The following is a 17076-nucleotide window of genomic DNA, read 5'->3' as shown; positions in this document are numbered from 1 at the left end:
GGATCAGTTTTTTTCCCGGATCCCCAGAATGGCCTCGGTCAGGGCCTTGTCGACGGCCAGCCGGATAGGGCGCTGGCGCAGCAGCCGGTCGCGGTTCGCCTCGGTAAAGGGCAACTCGCCCCCGGCCTCGACCGCGATGCCCTTCCAGCCGACCCAGTAGCGCGCCAGCCGCTCGCGGGCGAAGGTCACGACGCCCGCCATGTCGTCAGCGGGCTGGTCGGCGAAGATCTCCAGTTCGTCCTCCGGCATCACGAAGATGCCGGTGAACTCCTGGATCAGATCCTCGCCGGCGGCGGGCAGCTTGACGCGCACGGGCCATTCGAAGGTGAAGCGGTCGGTGAAGGTGAACATGGCAGGCTCCGGCGGGCTGATTACGAGAAGCGGATTTCGATGTCGTCATTGCCCGCCGCAGTCGGCAGGAAGACCAGGTCCAGCGTGACGCCGAGATCGCCCTCGATGTCCTGCTCGCCCGCGAACTTGATCTGGACCTGCGGTGCGCTGATGGTCAGCACCGTCCCGGCATCGCGGCCGAGGGTCCAGACAAGCGGCTCGGTCACGCCCGAGCGGATGGCGGCCAGCAGATCCTTGGCGGCAAGGTCGGGCCACCGGACCGTCATTGACCCCGTGACGTTGCGCGGCCCGAGCGTGGTGCCTTCCAGGTTCATGTAGGTGTCGACGCGCGGCTGCCGCCCGTCATTCCAGCTGAAGCTGCGGACCGGCAGCGTCACGCCGCCAAGCGTGTGGGCGAACATGTTCTCGGGCGTGCAGGTCAGCGCGCGGGGCCAGCCGGAAAAGTCATGTGCCTCGGGCGTGAAAGCGACAGGGGCGGCGTAGCGGCCGCGCCGGTTGAAGCGAAAGAACGGCTTGCGGCCCGTCTCGGCGGTGAAGGCCACGCTGCCACGGCAGCCGGCCACGTTCTGCATCAGGGCGCCGTTGCGCAGCTGCAGCGTCGTCGTGGGAATGACCTGACCCTCGGGCAAGGGCGTAAAGACGATATCGCCGTCGTCGATCGCCTGGGCGAAGCCGCTGGAGCGCAGCAGATGCCCGTAGAGCGGCGGCTGCCCGGCGGTGGCCGGCGGCGCAGCCTCGATGTCGTACTCGGCGCCGGCATGGATATTGTAGACGTCCTCGCCCTGGGCGCCTTCGATGCCGACCGCGAAATCCCGGGCCTGGTATTCGGCCTCGAGGTTCCGGAGGGTCACGTTTCGAGCCATGATGGCATCCGTCGCAGCGGTGGCGACCGGCGTGCCCGGGGTGGTTTCGATCTTCTCGCGGATCAGGCGCTGCGCGTAGCGGGCCATGATGTCTCCTTTCAGGTGATCTGGATGCGCCGGTCAAAGCGCAGGGTGAATTCGTCCTGCCAGAACAGCCCGCCCCGGCTGTCCACGCCGCTCAGAAGCTGGCCTCGGCTGAAACGGAAGGCCTGGTCGGCGCCGGCCGGAACATGGCGCCCGAGCGCCAGAAGCACGGCCGAACGCATGGTCTTCAAGTCTTCGCCCGCCCGCGCGCCTGCCCGGTCCGCGATGTCGCGCACCGCCAGGATCACGGCCACGCGGCCCGTAACCTGCTGCTCGACCGCATCATCGGAGGCGTAGCGGATCTCCGAGGCATCCTCGGCCAGCAGCACGATCCAGGCGGACGGAAAGCGGATCGTCTCGCGGCTAGCACTTGCCAGATCGCGGGCGTGACCGACCGCGACCAGCTGAGGCACGGCCAAGGCCAGATGGGCGGCGAGGGCCGACACGTCGATCTGCTGCATCACTCGCCCCTCCCGCTCAGAAGGCCGTCGAAGAAGGCGGCTGTGATGTCGCCGATATCGGCGGCCTCGTCATCCGAGATCCCCAGATAGGGACGGGCGGGGATCGTGACTTCGCCGGCCGTGACGCTGTCGCCATTGGCCAGGGCGAAGGACAGCGCCTTGGCATTGACCGGACGGATCGTGGCGCCCACCTGGTGGACGCCGGCATAGATGAGGTTGCTGCCGACCGTGACCTGGCGCGCCTGCGGCGAGGCGGTGATCGAATTGAGCAGCAGGCCCGTCTCCCGCAGCGTCGGGCCTCCAGCGATCGTCGCGCGCAGGCTTTTCGGCCATGCCACCCCGGCGGGCGTGACATTGGTCTGGGCGATCCGCTCGCGGGCGCCATTGACCAGCACTCGCCCGATCGCGTCCATCAGACCAAACAGGTCGGCCCCGGCTGTTGCCACGCGGTCAAAGGCGTCGATGACGGCCACGTCTTCCAGAGCGATCATGTAGGAGACCCCGGCCATGTCAGTAACCCCGCAGCCGGTCGCGGGTGAATAGCCGCTCGGGACCGTCGGTCACGGCAGCGCCAGGCGAGGTGATGACCTCGCCCCCGCCAGGTTCGCCGCCGATGGCCAGATCTCCGCGCGCGATCGCGCGCAGCGTCTCGATGTGATCCCGGCGCATCCTGTCATGCGAGGCCATGTCATGGCCGAGGTTGCGGTATAGGCGATGCATCGCCAGATCACGGCAGATGACCGAGAGGTGCCGCGGGGGATCGATCAGGGGCAGTGTGGCCACCTTCGCGATATAGCCGTTGATCTCGGCCGTCGCGTCGGCCAGGGCGGAGATCAGGCGATCATCGGCGGGTTCGCCATCGCGCTCGAAATCCGTGAGGAGTTCGAGATCACGAAGCGGGATGACCGCCTTCAGCTCCGCCAGCGTGGCATACATGGCTCAGCCCTTTTCGAACGGAGCGATGGTGAATTGCGGGTCGCCCATGAGCTGCGCCAGCTCGTATTCGGTCAGCTCGCCCTCCCGTACCGACGTCTGGCCATGCGGCCAGCGGCGCCCGCCACGGCGGCGCCCCCCGTCACGATGGCAAATGACCAGATAGGCAGGCGCGTCCTCATCATCACCGCTGATCGAGTGGGCCGGGGCGACGATGCCATCATCGGCACCATCGCCCGCCCCGCCGGGCGCAACGGGCGGCCCGGCGGTGTCGGGGGCATCGGGGCTTGCGCCGGCCGTGCTGGTTCCCCTGTCATCCTGGTCGCCGGCCGCATCCGGCACGGGCTGGCCGATCGCGCTCACCCCGCCCTGATCGGGCGCGGGATTGGCGTTGGCGACGGGCGTGGCCTCATCGCCTTCGGGCGCGGCAGTGGTCGGTTTAGCGGGCTTACGTGCCATTTGGGCCTCCTGTCAGCTCATCAATGGGGGCGCGGGTCGCGCCCCCACGGGAAGATGACCGGCTCAGATCAGGGTCAGGCGGCTCTCGACATGCAGGTCAGCCGAGTTGCGCCAGACGTTGGTGGCACCGGCGGCGTTGCGCTCGGCCATCAGGATCTCGCGGCCGGCGCCCTCCAGGGTCGAGGGCACGACCAGCAGGCGGGGACGCAGGTTCAGCTTGCGGCCCTTGTGGCCGCGCATCGCGCCCATCGCGGCACGGGCCGCCTCGTAGTTGGCGGCAGTCAGCGGCTGGCGGCTGGCATAGATCAGCTGCCAAGCCCCGAAACCCGCAGCACAGCGGCGCTTGGCGCCCCAGATGAACTCGTCCTGATGGAAGACATTGTCGTCGTTCAGGTTGGTCTTCGAGGTGATCCGGGCCGCCTCGCGATCCTGGAAGATCATCGGCTTGATCGCGCGGCTGTCGTCGATCAGGTACCAGGCCGCGCCGGTTCCGCCCTGGAAGTTCGAGACCGAGACCTCGTTGCCGGTCTCACCCACGACAGGATGGTCGGTGTCGAAGAACATCTGGCCGTCGTAATGCTCGGTCGTGAAGCCCTGCTCCAGACGCTCCCAGACCAGATCGTCGGGCAGCTCGGCCGCGACCTGGGCCATGTCCTGGATGATCGGTGTGTAGAGGCCGATCTGATCATCGCTGATATCGTCGATCGAGACAGCCACGGCCTTCTCGAACTTGCGGTTCGCGATCGTGAAGCCGTCCTTTTCCAGACGCTCGATATAGCGCTCACCGATCCATTCGCGCATCGGACCCAGCTCGGACAGCTTGGGATAGGTCTGGTTGCGCGTGGTCGAATTGACCGTCATCGCGATCCGGCCATAGGTGGTTTCAACCCCGGTCAGACGGGTGTTGAAGGCGGTGGTGAAGGCCGTGTTCAGGGCCAGCAGGGAAGCGCGGTTGATGTCCATCTCGTGGCTCCGGATCAGAGGATTTCGACGACGACGCCGTGAGGCGTGACGTCCAGGCATTTGCCCGCGATCAGCGGGGTGCCGCTGCCGGGCGGCGGACCGACCGTGTTGTCATCGACCACGACGACGTTGCCGCCGATATGCGCGCGGGTGACGGTGCCGGAATTGGCGAAGAGGAAGGCGCCGCGCTCGATCTCGACCGAGACGTCGCCTGCCATGCCATCCGTATTGTCGGCCTCGTGCAGAGCGACGCCGCGGATACGGGCGGCATTCGGAGCGGCCGGCAGGGCCTGACCCTGCGCGTTCAGCGCGACCAGCGCGCCGGTGAAGATCCGGACATCGGCCGCCAGCGGATCGACGAAACGGCGACCGTCGCCAACGCGGGTGCGGCCGGAGTTCTTGGTCAGAGGTGCCATGGATCAGGCCTCCTGGTTGCGGGTGGCGAGGAAGGCTTCCTCGGAGACGCCGAGGGCCGAGGCCATCTGGCGCTCGATGGGCGTCAGCTTTTCGGGCTTCGCGACAGGCGGGGTCCGACCGGCCAGCTGGCGCTGACCGAGCGCGACCACGACAGGCGCGGCAGCTTCCCAGGCCTCGAACTGAGCCAGATCCTTGGAGGCGAGTTGCGTGGCCCATTCCTCCATGCCGGGCGTCAGCTTGCCCGCATCGCGGGCGCGCTCCAGCGCTGCCTCGGCCTTGCGGCTGGCCATGTCCGATTGCAGCGAGGCCAGCTGCGTCTGCACCTCGGTGAAGGCGGACAACGGCACGAACCGGGCCGGATCGGGCTGCGACGCGGTCAGCTTGCCGCAGATCTGGGTCGCGACGTCATCGCCGGTCACCCCGGCGGCCGCCACGATGGAGGCCAGCTGGGTCTCTGCCGTGGCGAGCGCGGTCACGCGCGCCACGATGTCTTCGGGCTTGTCGGCGGCGATGCCGAGCACGCCCGCGATCTGCTCGATCGGGTCCATGTCATGTTCCTTGGAGGCAAGTTGACGAAGTTGCGGAAGCGCCGGGGCGTTGACCAGCCCGGCGCCCTCGATCAGCACGACCCGACCATCGGGCGTGTTCTTGAAGACCGGGGACAGGAAGCGATAGCTGCGACCCTGGATCGCGGCGGCGCCTTCGGCGGTCCATTCGACCGATGCCATGATCCGGTCGCCTTCGACACGCAGGGCGGTGATCCAGCCGGCAGCGCGGCTGTCCTGCTCGCCCTGCTTGGCGAAGCTTCGATGATCGAAGTCGATGGGCAGGACGCCACCGGCAGCCGAGGCAAGGCTGCGCGCGATCAGTCCGGCAGCATCGTCCGTCACCAGTGACAGCCGCGACCGGCTGTCACCAAGCCGGAATGCTCCGACCGGCAGCAGTTCGATCTCGGCCGGGGGCTCGGCGGACAGCGCCGCGAGGGCGCACATATTGCGGATCAGGTTGGTCATGATCCGGCATTGCCATGACCAGGGCGAAAGAGGCCGGGGGATGCAGTTTTCAGGGGGGTGGCGCCCGGACCCGCCCCGGCGCTCGGACCTTCGCGCCGAGACCGCGTTCAAATCGCCCGGAGCGCGTTCAAAAAGGCCCTTCTCGGCCTTGGACGGGGGACGATAGCCCCCGAGGCTCTAGACCGCCTCTGAGGGCCGTTCTGCGGGGCGTCGATTTTCGAGCAGCGCGATCATCTGTTCAGCGCGCTCGATGGCATTGGCGCGGGCGACGATCGGCTCGGCTTCGGTGCGCAACCATTCGAGGTGGCGCTTCCAGCCATCCAGGTCGAACAGGTCAGGCGTCGGGTAGAAGGCGATCATCGCTCAGGCTCCTGATCAGGTCGGCATTCCGGTCGAAGATCTGCCGGTTCCGCTCTGATGCCTCATGAAGATAGGTGATGACGCCTTTTCGCTCAAGCCACAGCATCAGGGCGTGTTGGTAGACGGCCCGCCCCTCTTCCGGTTCGAGCGCCGCGAGCTGCTGGTGGTATTGCCCCATCGCACGGGCAATGAACTCGCCCGCGGCGCGGCGGGGCGTTTCGGTGCCGCGAAGCGCGCGCCAGATGGACCCGTCCGGAGAGATCGCCGTGATCGAGGCGCCGTCATGCAGAAAGAGGGTCTCGATATCCTGGACCGAAAGCGTGGTCGCGCTCAGGTGGGAATGCAGAAATGCCGCTTCGGCAGGGATCATCAGATCGTCAAGCGTGATGCGGTCGGGGCGATCCGGCGCGGCGGTCAGCATGCTGACGGGCCTGGACGCGCCATCCGCGACGATCAGCGTCTCGCGCTGCTCGGACAGTCGGCGCAGGCGCAGCCCCTCGATCAGACCATATTCGGCGGCGCGGCGTTCAGGCTCCAGGTCCGAAGCCACTCGCGCCCATGCCTCGCGGCCGTCCAGCCAGACCGCCCCGGGGTTCGTATCGAAGCCAGGCGTGACGCCCCTGGGGATCTGATAGACCTCGCCCGAGCGCGAGTTGGTCCAGGCGACCTCGTCCAGGTCGGGGGCAGGATCGACTGTCCGGCCCTGCCTCTCCATCCAGCCCGCTGTGCGCTGGATCACGGTGCAGCCGCAGAAATAGCCGTTGGGCGGATAGATGCGCTGCCAGATCGGATCCTCGACCGGCCAGATCTTGTCGTGGAACCGCTCGTGATCATGGCGCTTGGTCGGCCGGTCGATCTGGATGTAATGCAGGAAGGGGAAGGCGCGGCGCGTGCGCCAGATCGCCGCCCAGTGACCCGCCGCATGGGCGGTCCGCATATTCGTGTCGAAAATGGTGCGCAGCCGGTTCATGGAGCCGAGCTGCACCTCGACAGTCTCGCCGGTCACCGGATCTTCCATCAGATCCTTGCCCCACCAGCCCATGGCAATCAGGCGCGGCGCCAGATCCTCCTGGAACTGCTGAAGGGTGCGTCCCTCGGTCAAGGCGCGTTCGACCTCGGCGCGGATCGCGCGGGTGACGTCCTCGCGCATGGCCTTGGCGACCACCCAGTTCCGGGCGTGCTCTTCGCGGAAATGGTCGAGATGGTGGAACCGCTGCAGCTCATGGGCAAAGCCTTTCGAACGCAGGTATTCGATCGCCTCGCGATGGGGCAGCGGTTCCAGCGTGATCCGTGTCATGGTCAATCCCTGATCGCCGCGCCGACTTCCCCGGCCAGCCGTGAAGCCAAGGTGCTGCGCGACAGCAGATCCCGGAGCGGACCCGGCGCCGCCCCCACGAAGGCGCCCAGAATGTCCTGCACCTCCTCCATCGTCGTGGCCCGGCGCAGCGCCTCGATCAGCGCCCCGAATTCGCCATCGGCCGTCATCTGCATGTCCCCCTCGGCGATCAGCCGACCGACAAGATCGTCGATGCTGTCGACCGGAGCGCGCCCGGTCACTGCCGAGGCCGCGATCCGGGTTGCTTCACCGCCTGGCGAAACCTTGGCCGGAGGGGTCTCCGGCGCAGACGCCGCGGGTTCTGCCAGCACCTCTTCGTCCTCTTCCGGCTTGCGCAGGCTGAATGCCCGATAGACATCGGCCGTCGCGATGCGCAGTCCCGGTGGGCGGCGCTCGATCAGACGCAGAAGCAGATCGGGATCCAGCGCCTCGGGCAGAGCGAAGCGGATATTGGGCAGCGCGACATTGGCCCCCGAAGGGAAGGCGACCCTGCGGAGCGCTCCGGCAATATCCCGCTGGAGCGTTGCCGCCAGCTGCTCGGCATCGGCATCCCGGATGTCGTCGCGGACATTCTCATGGATCTTGCCGACCGCATGCCCCCCGGCAATGGCATCCGTGGTCGCAACCTGGCCGAGGACACCCTTCGAAAGCTGCTCATCCCACCAGCGGCCCTTGCCCTCATAAAGGGCCTCCGCACCCGTCGCCGAGCCATTGACGATCTCGACCTCCATGGATTTTGGCACGATCGCGGCCATGTCCACCCCGATCTGCCGGACCGCACGCAGGAGGGTCTGGCGGTCGGCGGGCGTGGCCGAGCTGTCGTATTTGCCAAGCCGCAGGGGATGCCCATAGGCCTCGCAGAAGATCGCCCAGTCCTTCACGGTGAAGTTCTTGAACATGAACGCCCATGCCGCCAGCCGCGCCAGACCGCCTCGGATGGGCAGGCCGGATTTGGCTTTCGCCATGTGGATGACATAGCTGTCCGTTCGCAGCGGCTGCGGCCCGGCATTGTCGCGCAGATAGAGGTGACGGCCATTGTCCCGGTCGAACTCGAACCAGCGCGGATCGACCCAGTCGATATCGGCGATTGTCAGCTCGCGGCCATTGCGCTCCCAGACGATCTCGCAGACCGAATAGCCCTTGCCGATCGCGTCCATCATGTCGATCAGCGACGTCCGGACGCCGCTGGAATGCAGGACGTTGCGCGTCATCTCCGCCAACTCGCCCGCAGCGGCGCTGTCATCCCCCGGTTCGACATGCAGATCCAGCGCCCGGATCGCGCGCTTGCGAACGCCCAGCACCGCCGAGTAATGCAGATCCTTCTCCTCCATCTGCTCGGCCAGTTCGAGATAGGCCGTCGCATCGCCTGTCTCGGCCTCGCGCAGGATCGCGGCGAGACGAAGCGGTGTCAGGCCATCGGCGGGGTGGCCGGACTGGATCTGGCGCACCGAGCCAAGCGCAGGGACCGCCTGGCGTTCCAGAAGGGTATTGTCTGGGACGCGCTGCACCGGGCGTCCGAATTGATCCAGAACGGGCATCACCATGTTCCTCTGCCACTGCCCGAGCGGCCGCCATCGACCGTCTCGTCGTCGTCATCCGCAGGCGCCCAACGCGATCGCGCGCCCGGCACCCCCTCATACTCATAGACCGCCTCGCCCAGCTCGGCTGCGCTGATGGCAAGCGCGCCGGCCCAGAAGCGGTCGGCATGCCCGTCGCTGTCGCCATCCGCCACCAGACGCCGGATGCCCGTGACGCCCACCTGGCTCTTGATCGAATGCAGGTCGGCGCGCAGCACGGCGTCCCCGGCGGGTATCCTCACACGGCGATCCTGGAAGCGCTCTTTCATGGTCGTGGCCAGATCGAGCTTGGTCGCGGCCGAAAAGAGCACGCCCTGGACACGGTCCTCGCCATGCCGGCGCTTGGCATCCTCGACGGGCTTCTCGCCCATGCCGGTCTGGTCCATGGCCACGCGCACGACGCGATACCGGCGCATGACCCCTGCCAGCAGATCATCCTGCTCCGCGAAACTGATGCGGCGCCGCGCGATGATCTCGCGCGTGACCAGGACGTCGCCGACCAGTTCCAGCACCCAGATCACGAACAGGTCGTTGCGCGCGGCGATATCGACGCCGACGAAGCACATGCCGCCCATGTAGAGATCGGGGATGCCGGCCGATTTGCCCTCGCAGCTGGAGATCAGGTCGTAGTCGAGCCAGGCCGAGGCTTCGTCCAGCCATTTCAGCTCGTATTCCTGCGCCCAGGCATCCTCGTCCGCCATCCCGCGACGCAGCATGTCCACATCTCGATCGAGCCCTTCGGCCACGGCCTGGTAGATGTCGACGACATGGCGCGACCAGACGCTGTCCTGGGCCGTCATCAGCTCGTAGAACTTGTTGCCCTTGCCATTCGGCGTCGAGATGACGCGCAGCTTCTGGCGGCCCTTCGAGATGACCGGGAACAGTGCGGCCCAGATGTCTCGGGATTTCGCATGGAAGGCAAACTCGTCCAGGATCACATTCGCGCTGAAGCCCCGGGCTGTGTCGGGGTTCGCGGGCAGCGCCGTGATGCGGCTGCCGTTCGGGAATGCGACCTCAAGTGCCTTGTAGACCGCGTCCGGTCCGCTCTCTTGCGGAGCGCGGAATTCGCCTTCGCTGAACGCGGGCTCGCCGCCCTTCAAGAGGGTGTTGTAGACCTCGTAAAGCGCCTTGGTGAACGGCTTGATGACCTCGGTCATCATCTCGGCGGCCTGCCGTTCGCCACGCGACAGGATCACCCAACGCGTGCGGCGGTCCTCGATCCAGCCCCGAAAGCAGTCATCCGCGCATTCCCCGCCCGTCGTGAAGGTCTTCCCGGTCTGCCGACTGAACATGCCGATCTTGAAGCGGCTGTCATCCTCGATCCAGCGCCGTTGATAGGGCAGGAAATTGACGACAGGCTGAAAAGGCGTGCTCATGCGGCATCTTCCTCCTGCGGGATCTCGGCATAGCCACGCAGCCAGACCAGATCATCAAGCAGGCGCTCGATCTCGTCCGCGCCGCGCCGCAGGCTCCGGCAGACGCCGTCCATCATCGAACCCGAGACATGGCGCCCGTCCAGCGCCGCCGCCTGGGCGCGCATGTCATTGATGATCTCGCGGGACGAGGTCATCAGGCAAACCCCATGATGCGCCGCGCCTTGGCGGCTGCCTCCGCATCGATGTCGCCCGCCTCGACCGCCGCCTCCAGCTTCTCGGCCTGCATCTTGCGCTCGGCCGCCAGCATGGATTGCCGGATGCCTGCGGAGGCCATGATGTCCTTGAGCATCCGCCCGATGAAATGCAGTTCCTTCGGATCGATCTCGTCGCCGTCCTTCTCCATCTTGGCCTCCATGGCCTTGAAGGCGAGCGCGGTGACCATCTGGAACAGCACATTGTGACGCTTGGCCTCCTCTTCGAGGCCGTTCTCGGTCATCCATTCCTGCGCCCAGGCGCTGGCGGTCTCCTGCGTCTTCACGAAGGCCCGGTATTCCTGGCTGAACCGATGGACGGTGGCGTGGTGGAAGGTGACAACCTTGCCGGCCTCGGCCAGCTTGTCGTTCAGCTCTTCGGTGACAGCGACATAATCGGCAAAGCCACGCTCGCGCAGCGTGTCCTGCAGCCAGGCCCGGATCTCCGGCGGCAATTGGTCGACCTTGCGGGGCGGGGGCATGTCAGATCCTCGGGCGCGGGCGCTGAACGCCCGGATGGCTGGACAATCCGCGCGCCAGATCGACGCCACGCCGCGTCCCGGTCACGACGATGAAGGCCGCGCCGGGGTCGCATTCCACAAAGCCCTGCTCGCGCAGCCAGCTCAACTCGGTCACCAGCGCATCGAAGGACAGCGGCAGCCCCAGCCGGGCCAGCACATCCTGTAGGATCGACGCGTTCGAGACGTATTCCGGCACCTCCGCCAGATGACGAAGCACCGCCAGACGACGGTGGCGGCTGACATCCTCTGCATAGCTCATCAGCTCTTGCTCCTCATCAGATGGTCCTCCTGCCGTGAGACCACGCTTTCCAATCGCGTCAGGATCTGGCGCTGCCCGTCCACAGAAGCGCCCATCGCGCGGATGTCGCCACGCAGGTCTGCCAGCGAGATCGACAGCTGATGCATCTCGTCCTTGCCGGGCATCCCCTTCATCGACATTTCGACCGCGCTCAGCCGTGCATCCAGCCCGTGCAGCGTCTCGCCATGCGCCTCCAGGGTGCGGGCATTGGCCCGGCTGCCTGATGCCAGAAGGTTCCAGACCGTCAGCCCGAAGGTGAGCAGCTGCGACAGCGCGACCACCCACACGATCAGCGGAGAGATGTTCAGCACCTGCGCTTCCATTACCGCTCGCCGCCCCAGAACTTCAGCTGGTAGCGGGGCGCCCGGCGCTCGATCCACGACCATAAGCCGAACGCGATGGGCAGCAGCTGCTGGACGGCACTGACGGCACGTTCGCCGGTCGCGATCACCTCGTCAGGCGTCCGCCCGAGGCCCATTTCTCCAAGGGCGGCGAACAGGTCGACCCCCATTGCGTTGGCCAGAACCGACAGCACCAGCAGAAGCTGCGCCCAGAACGATGCGGCGCGCCATGCAGGCAGGGCCGGCAGCGCCTTGTTCGTTCCGGTGGCAAGGATGGACAGGGGCAGTTTCACGGCATCACCTCATGCAAGCTGGGTATAGGCATCGACGATCCAGCCTTCCTGGCCGTCGAAAAGGACAAGGGACCAGGCGCGGCCGTCAATGACCCCCGACCGAATGACGGGCACGACGGTGCCCTGCGGGATCGCGCGGATGACATTCGGGTTGAAGCTGGGCCAGCGGCGCATGTTCAGGCCAGACTGGGCCTTGATGCGCAGCATGGTCGCCGTCGGCACTGGCTCGGACTGCGCCTCGGCCGCACGCTCGGCGGGATCGTCCCGGCCCAGAATGCGAGCACGCAAATGCTCAAGCGGGAAAAGCGGATTGGTGTCCACCTTCCGCCCTGGCGAGACATACCAATGCGTGGTGATGTCCTTCAGGGTCGGGACGCCTGCGAACAAGGCGGCGAGAAGCCGATCCAGCGCATCCAGCTGCGCCTCGGTATAGGCCATCCAGACGCCGGTGCCGTGCTGCGGCGTGGTGATCTCTGCCAGATCGACGCCGCCGCCTAGAGTGTCTCCGAAGGTCTGGCCGAACCAGGCGCGGGCGATCCGTGCATCCCGGTTCGCCCAGGTCATGCGGCCCGGATTGATGATCTCGATCCCGACCGAGAAGGCATTGCAGTCACGCCGACCGTGGAACATCGACTGGCCGGCATGCCCGGCGCGCCGGTTCGTCGGCACCTGCTGTTCGATGGCGCCGTCGCGCTCGATCACGAAATGGACACTCACGCCCGCGGGGTTGTCGCGCAGATAGGCCGCGCTGTTGCCCGGCGTCAGGCGGCCAGCGGTGTCATGCAGGATGACGATTTCAGGGGTGATCTGCCCGCCGATGGATCTGGCTGCGCGATAGGGAATGCCCTCGACGCGGTGATTTTTGACACGCATGTCCGATCTCCGTCAGGGAGCCGGAAAATGGCCCCGTCAGGTCCGGTGGTGCCATGCGATGTCAAGGAGTGGCCGGGGGATGCAGTCCAGAGGATCAGCGCGCGTCGTCGCCGAAGAACGGAAGCCAAAGCTGCCCCTCGGCGTCCATTTCCTGCCGCATCTGGGTGCGCAGCTTGTGGACCCACGCGGCGGTGACGCCGAACTCGGCCGCGATCACATTGGCCGAGCGGGTCGGATGGGTCAATCCGGCCTCGAGGATGGCTGCGCGCAGTTCGCTGGCGCGGCTCTGCTGTTCCCGCGCCCGCATGCTGGGGATATCGAGCGCGGTACCGGCGAAGCGGTTTGCAAGCCATTGCACCACATCCGCGCCCACCTCGGCCGACAGCTTCGCGCCCTGGGCGCGATGGGGGATGTTGCGTCTCTGGCCGCCGGCATTGGCCAGCAGCCGCAGAACCGCCCCGGGGCCAAGCTCGGCCTCCATTTCGTCGATCCAGGCATCAACAGGGCGGTGATTGGTCATCAGCTGATCTCGATCCCGGCCCGGCGGCACATACCCTTCAGCGCACGGGTCACGTCGTTGATCTGGCTGGCATCGCGCAGCGCGTCGATGTCGATCGGCACGGCCTCCCACTTGCTCTCGAAGCGGGCGCGCAGAAAGGCGTTGAGGCCCTCGCGGCCCGGACGTTTCAACGCCCCGGCCTCGCCCAGAAGCCGCCACATGACGTGGATGAACCGAAGGTCCGCGCGTGGCGCAACCCCGTGCCCGGATGGCTTCCCCGCGCCTTTGACGCTGGTGAAATAGGGGCTTCCACAGGGCTTGAAGCCGCGCTGGCGCAGGGCTTCAACCACGCTGCGCAGATCGGCCTCGGTCATGTCCTTCATGCTGGCCTTGCCCGTCGCGACCAGTTGAAGGTCGCGACGGGTGTCGTTGTCCAGGCCGAGCTGCTTGCAGCCGACATGGATCATGCGCTTGAGGGTCAGGGCCGCGCTCATGAGGCACCCGACTGCATGATGCCCCAGACCGACCATGCCGTGATCTGCAGCACCGTCAGACCCAGTGCCGTCAGAACGCTGCCAATGGCCGGCAGCACGAGGCCGCTTCCAAGCGGCGTGCGCCGATCATCCCAGTCCATGCCGATGCCAAGCGCGAACCAGGCACCGGCGGACAGGGCCGACAGCGTGATGGCCAGGACGAACAGACCGGATACCATCTCAGGCACTCGCCAGATCGATGGTGATGGCCCGGCGCGGCTGATCATGCGCCTCGCGCATCCAGAACCGGATATAAGACTTCGACCCGGTCACGCGCATCGCATCGCGGATCGCCCGCATGGCACGCCGCCAGCGCTCGTCGGTGATGTCCAGCCGCAGCAGCATGAAGATCTCCGACCGATTGATCTGTCCTTCCTTGTCGGTGTTGAAGGCGCGCGTGACGATGGCGCGGATCTCGGCCCGGGCATCCTCGGCCCATTCGTTCAGGCATTCGTCCACCAGGGTCTTGGCAATCTGCAGCTCGGGGCCGAACTCGATCTGGTCCTGAACGCGAACCTCGACCTCGAACAGGCCGTCATGGGTCTTGTAGCTGCGATTGCCCTTGGGACCGCCCTTGCGCAGGTCGTATTCCTGCGCCAGCAAGGCGTCGAACTCGCCCAGGTCCGAGACGGTATGGCCCTTGAAGCGGCTGATCTGATCGCTCAGCGCCAGCGCAAAACCCATGATGCGGCGGACCGTCTCGTCCTCGAGCTGGACCTGCGGTTTGATCAGCTCGACCGGGACCAGCGCACCCTTGGCATCGGGCATGTAGCGCTTGCCACCGGCCTCGACGATGCCGTCAGGAATGGGATGGGGGGTGAAGGCGGTCATTTCGGAACTCCTTGATGGTGGATGAGGGAAAGGTCGGCTTGTGCCGCCTCGACGGCGGACAGGGTTTCGGAGAGCCGGGCGTGCAGCCCGGCCAATTCCCGCAGGATCGGCGCCAGCGGTTCCGCCGGATCGGCACCGGCCAATCCCTTGCCGGTCATCTGATCGACGTGACCAAGCAGCGCGTCCGTCCGCTGGCGATATTCCGGGTCCAGGGAGCGGCGGCGCTCGACACTCGTGATCGCCGTCAGGACGGTCGTGTGGTCGCGGTTGACCATGCGACCGATCGAGGCCGAGGACAGTTCGGTGCGAAGCCTCAGCGCCCAGCAGGCCTCCTGACGCGCCCAGGCGGCAGGGCGCTCCCGGCGCAACCCGGACAGATCGCTGACATGAAGACCGTGGAACGCCGCCACCGCCCCCATGATCGTGCGGGCGGTCGAGCGGGTGAGAACGGCCCTATGCATCATGCACCCGCCGCTCGGTGATCAACTGGATCATGGCATGGGCTTCGCCGCGGATATCGGCCAGCAGATCCTCGAGCGTCTTGATCGGCTCGGGATCCTCCATCGCCATCGACGTCATCACGATGGTCGCGGCATGGATCGCCGCGAGATAGCCCACCGAATGCCCTTCGATGAAGGCGAGGATAAAATGCGCCATGTCCTTGACGGCGGCGGTATCGGGATCGGTTGCGGTGACGGCGTCATGCATCGGCTTTGGTCCTGAAACGGGGGCAGGCGTGGCAGGCGCGGTACATGCGCACACGCTGCGAGTTGACGTTGACGAACCGGCCCGCCTTGGCCTGCCAGTCCCGGCATTCGTTCGTGGGCAGCGTTCCCAGGGCCGGGCACTCGACCACGGCCAGTTCAAAGACGCCGCGATAGACTTCCTCGACGGCCTCTAGGCTGCCCTTGTAGGTGTTGGCCAGCACGGCCGAGACCAGCGATGCAGAGCGGTTCATGCGGCTGGCCACCTTGCTCTGGCTGCTGTCCGCGCAGGCGCGGGCAAGGCCCATGACCCAGTCCGGCATATCCGCGCCCCAGGCCTTGCTGGCCTTCTCGATCGGCCCGCTCATTGGCTGCCTCCGGGGACATGAACCTGACGCGTGTTCGGGTCGAAGACATGCTTCACACGCTGCACCTGCGGCGGCAGCGGCCCGGAGTTTCGGATCAGCCGATAGACGGCCTGGCGTCCCTTGCTGGGTTCGGCCTTCTGCACCACGCGCAGGAACCCGGTCTTCAGCAGCATCTGGCAATAGGACTTGGCCGTCCATTCCGTGACCTCGACATCGACGGTGGACGAATGCGCCGCCAGATCGCGCGGGCTGAATTCGGCAAGCCCGCGCATTGACCGCCAGAGGTTCTCGACGCCCGCACCCTGCGTGACCGGCTTGCCTGCCCGGTTCAGGCGCGGCGCATGAAAGCCCCGGTCGTCGATCAGCCTGAAGCCATCCTCGCCCTCGACCTGGACGATGCCGCCCGGCACGAGGCAGCGCAGGTAATCGGCCGTGGTCTTGCGATGGGCGCCGGTGGCCTTCACAAGATCGTCCAGCGTAAACACCTGATCGGCGCGGTCGCGGATCGCCTGCCAGATCTCCTGACGACCCGGCGTGGGCGCGTCTGCCGGGCGGCGGCCTGCCTTGCGAATGCCCGTCATGCCGAAATCCTCCGGGGTGCCGGGGCATGGCCGGTGAAGAAGCCCGCCTTGCCCCATTGGCTGCGGGTGACCGAGGTCAGGGAATTCGTCAGGGCGAACTCGCGCACCCGGTCCAGGTTGATGCAGATGCGCCGGATCGAGGCGTTCGACTCCTTCAGCAGATAGGCTTGCAGGTCGTCATCCAGCGTGATGCCCGCGCAGTAGATCCGCGCCAGATGCCGGACATCGCCGATATCGCCCGGCTGCGCGGGAACCCAATCCAGCATCCGGCCATGGACGCGCTCCCACTTCTGCAGCTTCTGGGGCAGCAGCTCCTCGCCGATCAGGATCACCGTCGCGCCCGAGCTTTCATAGATGTCGCGTACGATCTCGATCATGTTGCGGCTGACCAGCTGGTCGGCCTCGTCGATGATCAGCGGCCGTCCCGACTTGGCAATCTCGCCCGAGATGTCGTCGATCATGTCGGCGATGGTGCGCGCGGCCGGAATGCCCAGATCCTGAAGGATGGCGCTGCACAGCTTCTTTGCCGTCCAGGCCGACTTCACCTGCACGGTGTAGGCGCGATAGCGGTTCGCCGCATAGACGGCTGCCGTGGTCTTTCCATAACCGGAGGGGCCGTAGAAGGTGGCCATGCCGGGCAGGCCGAAGCCCCGCTTCTGGACGCGGTCGATCAGCTCGACCAGGGCGCCGACATTCCTCAGCGGCGCCACGGTATTGTAGAGAGTGCGTTCTTCTGTCATCGTTGCCTCACGTTGTCTCTGCGCCGCGGGTCTGCACGCCCGCGGCGTTT

28 protein-coding genes are annotated in these 17076 nt (G+C 66.5%); all 28 read right to left on the bottom strand.

What is annotated here, in order from left to right; all coding sequences use genetic code 11:
* Nucleotides 1–3 precede the first annotated feature (3 nt).
* The 28 genes from QAR72_RS08695 to QAR72_RS08560 all read right to left on the bottom strand — a co-directional run bounded on the left by QAR72_RS08695 (nt 4) and on the right by QAR72_RS08560 (nt 17026).
* Nucleotides 4–351: a hypothetical protein gene (locus QAR72_RS08695; RefSeq protein WP_304616977.1), complete on the bottom strand. Its 348-nt coding sequence runs from the start codon at nt 349–351 to the stop codon at nt 4–6.
* A 20-nt stretch (nt 352–371) separates the two neighbouring features.
* Nucleotides 372–1301 (bottom strand): phage tail tube protein, encoded by a 930-nt coding sequence (locus QAR72_RS08690; protein ID WP_304616976.1) that lies wholly within the window; start codon nt 1299–1301, stop codon nt 372–374.
* 11 nt (nt 1302–1312) lie between these two features.
* Nucleotides 1313–1759, bottom strand: a complete 447-nt coding sequence (locus tag QAR72_RS08685; protein ID WP_304616975.1) for a phage tail terminator protein — start codon at nt 1757–1759, stop codon at nt 1313–1315.
* Nucleotides 1759–2268, bottom strand: a complete 510-nt coding sequence (locus QAR72_RS08680; RefSeq protein ID WP_304616974.1) for a phage virion morphogenesis protein — start codon at nt 2266–2268, stop codon at nt 1759–1761. The genes QAR72_RS08685 and QAR72_RS08680 overlap by 1 nt, the downstream gene beginning before the upstream one ends.
* 1 nt (nt 2269) lies before the next feature.
* A complete protein-coding gene (locus QAR72_RS08675) occupies nt 2270–2695 on the bottom strand; it encodes a gp436 family protein (protein ID WP_304616973.1) in 426 nt (141 codons plus the stop codon).
* A gap of 3 nt (nt 2696–2698) precedes the next feature.
* Nucleotides 2699–3151, bottom strand: coding sequence for a hypothetical protein (locus QAR72_RS08670; RefSeq protein ID WP_304616972.1), 453 nt, complete (start codon nt 3149–3151; stop codon nt 2699–2701).
* Nucleotides 3152–3214: 63 nt separating this feature from the next.
* On the bottom strand, nt 3215–4114 hold the full coding sequence (locus tag QAR72_RS08665) for a Mu-like prophage major head subunit gpT family protein (RefSeq protein WP_304616971.1): 900 nt from the start codon (nt 4112–4114) through the stop codon (nt 3215–3217).
* 14 nt (nt 4115–4128) lie between these two features.
* On the bottom strand, nt 4129–4530 hold the full coding sequence (locus QAR72_RS08660) for a hypothetical protein (protein WP_304616970.1): 402 nt from the start codon (nt 4528–4530) through the stop codon (nt 4129–4131).
* A gap of 3 nt (nt 4531–4533) precedes the next feature.
* Entirely contained in the window at nt 4534–5544 is a 1011-nt protein-coding gene (locus QAR72_RS08655) for a phage protease (protein ID WP_304616969.1), read from the bottom strand.
* Between the two features lie 177 nt (nt 5545–5721).
* Entirely contained in the window at nt 5722–5904 is a 183-nt protein-coding gene (locus tag QAR72_RS08650; protein WP_304616968.1) for a hypothetical protein, read from the bottom strand.
* Complete coding sequence (locus QAR72_RS08645) at nt 5879–7201, bottom strand: phage head morphogenesis protein (RefSeq protein WP_304616967.1); 1323 nt, start codon at nt 7199–7201, stop codon at nt 5879–5881. Before QAR72_RS08645 ends, QAR72_RS08650 begins: the two co-directional genes overlap by 26 nt.
* Before the next feature lie 2 nt (nt 7202–7203).
* Nucleotides 7204–8778 carry a DUF935 domain-containing protein gene (locus QAR72_RS08640; RefSeq protein WP_304616966.1) on the bottom strand — a complete coding sequence of 525 codons (1575 nt, stop codon included), beginning with the start codon at nt 8776–8778 and terminating at the stop codon, nt 7204–7206.
* Nucleotides 8778–10193 carry a terminase large subunit domain-containing protein gene (locus tag QAR72_RS08635; RefSeq protein ID WP_304616965.1) on the bottom strand — a complete coding sequence of 472 codons (1416 nt, stop codon included), beginning with the start codon at nt 10191–10193 and terminating at the stop codon, nt 8778–8780. Before QAR72_RS08635 ends, QAR72_RS08640 begins: the two co-directional genes overlap by 1 nt.
* Nucleotides 10190–10387, bottom strand: a complete 198-nt coding sequence (locus QAR72_RS08630) for a hypothetical protein (RefSeq protein ID WP_304616964.1) — start codon at nt 10385–10387, stop codon at nt 10190–10192. The genes QAR72_RS08635 and QAR72_RS08630 overlap by 4 nt, the downstream gene beginning before the upstream one ends.
* Nucleotides 10387–10926 (bottom strand): phage protein Gp27 family protein, encoded by a 540-nt coding sequence (locus tag QAR72_RS08625; protein WP_304616963.1) that lies wholly within the window; start codon nt 10924–10926, stop codon nt 10387–10389. The genes QAR72_RS08630 and QAR72_RS08625 overlap by 1 nt, the downstream gene beginning before the upstream one ends.
* A 1-nt stretch (nt 10927) precedes the next feature.
* A complete protein-coding gene (locus tag QAR72_RS08620; protein WP_304616962.1) occupies nt 10928–11224 on the bottom strand; it encodes a VpaChn25_0724 family phage protein in 297 nt (98 codons plus the stop codon).
* Nucleotides 11224–11574, bottom strand: coding sequence for a DUF2730 family protein (locus QAR72_RS08615; RefSeq protein ID WP_304616961.1), 351 nt, complete (start codon nt 11572–11574; stop codon nt 11224–11226). The genes QAR72_RS08620 and QAR72_RS08615 overlap by 1 nt, the downstream gene beginning before the upstream one ends.
* An 11-nt stretch (nt 11575–11585) precedes the next feature.
* Complete coding sequence (locus QAR72_RS08610) at nt 11586–11897, bottom strand: hypothetical protein (protein WP_304616960.1); 312 nt, start codon at nt 11895–11897, stop codon at nt 11586–11588.
* 9 nt (nt 11898–11906) lie between these two features.
* Nucleotides 11907–12770, bottom strand: coding sequence for an N-acetylmuramoyl-L-alanine amidase (locus tag QAR72_RS08605; RefSeq protein ID WP_304616959.1), 864 nt, complete (start codon nt 12768–12770; stop codon nt 11907–11909).
* A gap of 94 nt (nt 12771–12864) precedes the next feature.
* Nucleotides 12865–13290, bottom strand: coding sequence for a hypothetical protein (locus QAR72_RS08600; protein WP_304616958.1), 426 nt, complete (start codon nt 13288–13290; stop codon nt 12865–12867).
* Entirely contained in the window at nt 13290–13763 is a 474-nt protein-coding gene (locus tag QAR72_RS08595; protein ID WP_304616957.1) for a regulatory protein GemA, read from the bottom strand. The genes QAR72_RS08600 and QAR72_RS08595 overlap by 1 nt, the downstream gene beginning before the upstream one ends.
* Nucleotides 13760–13981, bottom strand: coding sequence for a hypothetical protein (locus QAR72_RS08590; RefSeq protein WP_304616956.1), 222 nt, complete (start codon nt 13979–13981; stop codon nt 13760–13762). The genes QAR72_RS08595 and QAR72_RS08590 overlap by 4 nt, the downstream gene beginning before the upstream one ends.
* A 1-nt stretch (nt 13982) precedes the next feature.
* Nucleotides 13983–14633, bottom strand: coding sequence for a DUF3164 family protein (locus QAR72_RS08585; protein ID WP_304616955.1), 651 nt, complete (start codon nt 14631–14633; stop codon nt 13983–13985).
* A complete protein-coding gene (locus QAR72_RS08580; protein ID WP_304616954.1) occupies nt 14630–15097 on the bottom strand; it encodes a helix-turn-helix domain-containing protein in 468 nt (155 codons plus the stop codon). The genes QAR72_RS08585 and QAR72_RS08580 overlap by 4 nt, the downstream gene beginning before the upstream one ends.
* Entirely contained in the window at nt 15087–15341 is a 255-nt protein-coding gene (locus QAR72_RS08575; protein WP_304616953.1) for a hypothetical protein, read from the bottom strand. Before QAR72_RS08575 ends, QAR72_RS08580 begins: the two co-directional genes overlap by 11 nt.
* Entirely contained in the window at nt 15334–15705 is a 372-nt protein-coding gene (locus QAR72_RS08570) for a hypothetical protein (protein ID WP_304616952.1), read from the bottom strand. Before QAR72_RS08570 ends, QAR72_RS08575 begins: the two co-directional genes overlap by 8 nt.
* Complete coding sequence (locus QAR72_RS08565) at nt 15702–16286, bottom strand: hypothetical protein (RefSeq protein WP_304616951.1); 585 nt, start codon at nt 16284–16286, stop codon at nt 15702–15704. The genes QAR72_RS08570 and QAR72_RS08565 overlap by 4 nt, the downstream gene beginning before the upstream one ends.
* On the bottom strand, nt 16283–17026 hold the full coding sequence (locus tag QAR72_RS08560) for an AAA family ATPase (protein ID WP_304616950.1): 744 nt from the start codon (nt 17024–17026) through the stop codon (nt 16283–16285). Before QAR72_RS08560 ends, QAR72_RS08565 begins: the two co-directional genes overlap by 4 nt.
* Nucleotides 17027–17076: the final 50 nt, after the last annotated feature.

It is taken from the genome of Paracoccus sp. (in: a-proteobacteria), from assembly GCF_030604785.1.
Taxonomy (GTDB): Bacteria; Pseudomonadota; Alphaproteobacteria; order Rhodobacterales; family Rhodobacteraceae; genus Paracoccus.
Note: the sequence above shows the minus strand (reverse complement) of the source record. Positions and strands in the feature narration are given on the sequence as shown.

Bases quoted from the DNA above. Each gene is read 5' to 3' on its own strand.
- QAR72_RS08695 (WP_304616977.1), bottom strand. From the start codon at position 351: ATGTTCACCTTCACCGACCGCTTCACCTTCGAATGGCCCGTGCGCGTC.
- QAR72_RS08690 (WP_304616976.1), bottom strand. From the start codon at position 1,301: ATGGCCCGCTACGCGCAGCGCCTGATCCGCGAGAAGATCGAAACCACC.
- QAR72_RS08685 (WP_304616975.1), bottom strand. From the start codon at position 1,759: ATGCAGCAGATCGACGTGTCGGCCCTCGCCGCCCATCTGGCCTTGGCC.
- QAR72_RS08680 (WP_304616974.1), bottom strand. From the start codon at position 2,268: ATGGCCGGGGTCTCCTACATGATCGCTCTGGAAGACGTGGCCGTCATC.
- QAR72_RS08675 (WP_304616973.1), bottom strand. From the start codon at position 2,695: ATGTATGCCACGCTGGCGGAGCTGAAGGCGGTCATCCCGCTTCGTGAT.
- QAR72_RS08670 (WP_304616972.1), bottom strand. From the start codon at position 3,151: ATGGCACGTAAGCCCGCTAAACCGACCACTGCCGCGCCCGAAGGCGAT.
- QAR72_RS08665 (WP_304616971.1), bottom strand. From the start codon at position 4,114: ATGGACATCAACCGCGCTTCCCTGCTGGCCCTGAACACGGCCTTCACC.
- QAR72_RS08660 (WP_304616970.1), bottom strand. From the start codon at position 4,530: ATGGCACCTCTGACCAAGAACTCCGGCCGCACCCGCGTTGGCGACGGT.
- QAR72_RS08655 (WP_304616969.1), bottom strand. From the start codon at position 5,544: ATGACCAACCTGATCCGCAATATGTGCGCCCTCGCGGCGCTGTCCGCC.
- QAR72_RS08650 (WP_304616968.1), bottom strand. From the start codon at position 5,904: ATGATCGCCTTCTACCCGACGCCTGACCTGTTCGACCTGGATGGCTGG.
- QAR72_RS08645 (WP_304616967.1), bottom strand. From the start codon at position 7,201: ATGACACGGATCACGCTGGAACCGCTGCCCCATCGCGAGGCGATCGAA.
- QAR72_RS08640 (WP_304616966.1), bottom strand. From the start codon at position 8,778: ATGCCCGTTCTGGATCAATTCGGACGCCCGGTGCAGCGCGTCCCAGAC.
- QAR72_RS08635 (WP_304616965.1), bottom strand. From the start codon at position 10,193: ATGAGCACGCCTTTTCAGCCTGTCGTCAATTTCCTGCCCTATCAACGG.
- QAR72_RS08630 (WP_304616964.1), bottom strand. From the start codon at position 10,387: ATGACCTCGTCCCGCGAGATCATCAATGACATGCGCGCCCAGGCGGCG.
- QAR72_RS08625 (WP_304616963.1), bottom strand. From the start codon at position 10,926: ATGCCCCCGCCCCGCAAGGTCGACCAATTGCCGCCGGAGATCCGGGCC.
- QAR72_RS08620 (WP_304616962.1), bottom strand. From the start codon at position 11,224: ATGAGCTATGCAGAGGATGTCAGCCGCCACCGTCGTCTGGCGGTGCTT.
- QAR72_RS08605 (WP_304616959.1), bottom strand. From the start codon at position 12,770: ATGCGTGTCAAAAATCACCGCGTCGAGGGCATTCCCTATCGCGCAGCC.
- QAR72_RS08600 (WP_304616958.1), bottom strand. From the start codon at position 13,290: ATGACCAATCACCGCCCTGTTGATGCCTGGATCGACGAAATGGAGGCC.
- QAR72_RS08595 (WP_304616957.1), bottom strand. From the start codon at position 13,763: ATGAGCGCGGCCCTGACCCTCAAGCGCATGATCCATGTCGGCTGCAAG.
- QAR72_RS08590 (WP_304616956.1), bottom strand. From the start codon at position 13,981: ATGGTATCCGGTCTGTTCGTCCTGGCCATCACGCTGTCGGCCCTGTCC.
- QAR72_RS08585 (WP_304616955.1), bottom strand. From the start codon at position 14,633: ATGACCGCCTTCACCCCCCATCCCATTCCTGACGGCATCGTCGAGGCC.
- QAR72_RS08580 (WP_304616954.1), bottom strand. From the start codon at position 15,097: ATGATGCATAGGGCCGTTCTCACCCGCTCGACCGCCCGCACGATCATG.
- QAR72_RS08575 (WP_304616953.1), bottom strand. From the start codon at position 15,341: ATGCATGACGCCGTCACCGCAACCGATCCCGATACCGCCGCCGTCAAG.
- QAR72_RS08570 (WP_304616952.1), bottom strand. From the start codon at position 15,705: ATGAGCGGGCCGATCGAGAAGGCCAGCAAGGCCTGGGGCGCGGATATG.
- QAR72_RS08565 (WP_304616951.1), bottom strand. From the start codon at position 16,286: ATGACGGGCATTCGCAAGGCAGGCCGCCGCCCGGCAGACGCGCCCACG.
- QAR72_RS08560 (WP_304616950.1), bottom strand. From the start codon at position 17,026: ATGACAGAAGAACGCACTCTCTACAATACCGTGGCGCCGCTGAGGAAT.